Annotated in this window: 1 protein-coding gene; it reads right to left on the bottom strand. The window is 75.6% G+C overall.

The genetic code is table 11. From position 1 onward, the window contains the following. Positions 1-165 precede the first annotated feature (165 nt). The coding region (locus AB0I76_RS30110; RefSeq protein ID WP_357042586.1) for a DUF6596 domain-containing protein at positions 166-1,300 on the bottom strand (1,135 nt) is incomplete at its 5' end.

The following is a 1,300-nucleotide window of genomic DNA, read 5'->3' as shown; positions in this document are numbered from 1 at the left end:
CCGTCGAAGAACGGGCGGCGAGCCGACGACCCGAGGAGACAACCATGGGCTACACCCCGCTGGCGGGCACCCGCGCGCCCGTCCGCGTCTGGACCCCCCGAGACAGCAATGGCGTTCCACCGGAGCGTCGGACCCGGCGAACGGCGGACCGGTGAGGTCCGGTGGTCACCGGCGGTCGGCAGTCACGCGGGCGGCACGCATCAGCAGGTAGCGCTGCTCGGGCAGGCTGGTGGTCAGCGCCGCCGCGGCCCGGTACCCGGCCACCGCCCGCTCCCGGTCGCCGGCCATCTCGTGCAGGTGGGCGCGGGCGGCGTGCAACCGGTGGTGACCGGTCAGTCGAGGGTCGGCGTCCAGGGTGGCCAGCGCCGCCAGCCCGGCGGCCGGTCCGTCCACCATGGCGGTGGCGACCGCCCGGTTGAGCTGGACCACCGGGTTGGCGGAGAGGCGTTCCAGGACCCCGTAGAGCGCGCGGATCTGCGGCCAGTCGGTGTCGGCGGCGGTGGTCGCCTCGTCGTGCAGCGCCGCGATGGCGGCCTGCACCTGGTACGGCCCGACCGGCCCGCGCGCCATGGCCCGGGTGACCAGCGCCGTTCCCTCGGCGATCGCGGCACCGTCCCAGCGGCTCCGGTCCTGGTCGGCGAGGGAGATCAGCTCGCCGGACGGGCCGGTTCGGGCCGCCGCCCGCGCCTCGGTGAGCAGCATCAGTGCCAGCAGCGCGGCGACCTCGCTGTCGTCGGGCAGCAGCGCGTGCACCTGACGAGCCAGGCGGATGGCCTCCTCGGCGAGGTCGACCCGGCGCAGGTCCGCGCCGGTGCTGGCGGTGTGCCCCTCGGTGAAGATCAGGTAGAGCACGTGCAACACCGACGCCAGCCGCCGGCCCCGCTCGGCGCCCTCGGGCATCCGGAAGCCGACGCCCGAGGCGCGGATCCGCTGCTTGGCGCGGCTGATCCGCTGCGCCATGGTGGCCTCGGGCACCAGGAAGGCGTGCGCGATCTCGGCGGTGGTCAGGCCGCCCACCGCGCGCAGGGTGAGCGCGATCGCCGACGCCGGTGTCAACGCCGGGTGGGCGCAGAGGAACAGCAGGACGAGGCTGTCGTCCCGCAGCGCGGTCAGGTCCTCGTCGGCCGCCGGCGCGGTCCGCCGGTCGTCCGGCTCGCGTCGCGCGGCCAGGTCCTCCCGCCGCCGCCGGGCCGTCTCGACGCGGACCAGTTCGATCATCCGCCGGTACGCGACCTGCGTGAGCCACCCACGCCGAACCCGCCCGCGACCACGATCTTCGCGGAGACGATTCCCCGGCTCT

The sequence above is a fragment of the Micromonospora sp. NPDC049799 genome, from assembly GCF_040656655.1.
Lineage (GTDB): Bacteria > Actinomycetota > Actinomycetes > Mycobacteriales > Micromonosporaceae > Micromonospora.
Note: the sequence above shows the minus strand (reverse complement) of the source record. Positions and strands in the feature narration are given on the sequence as shown.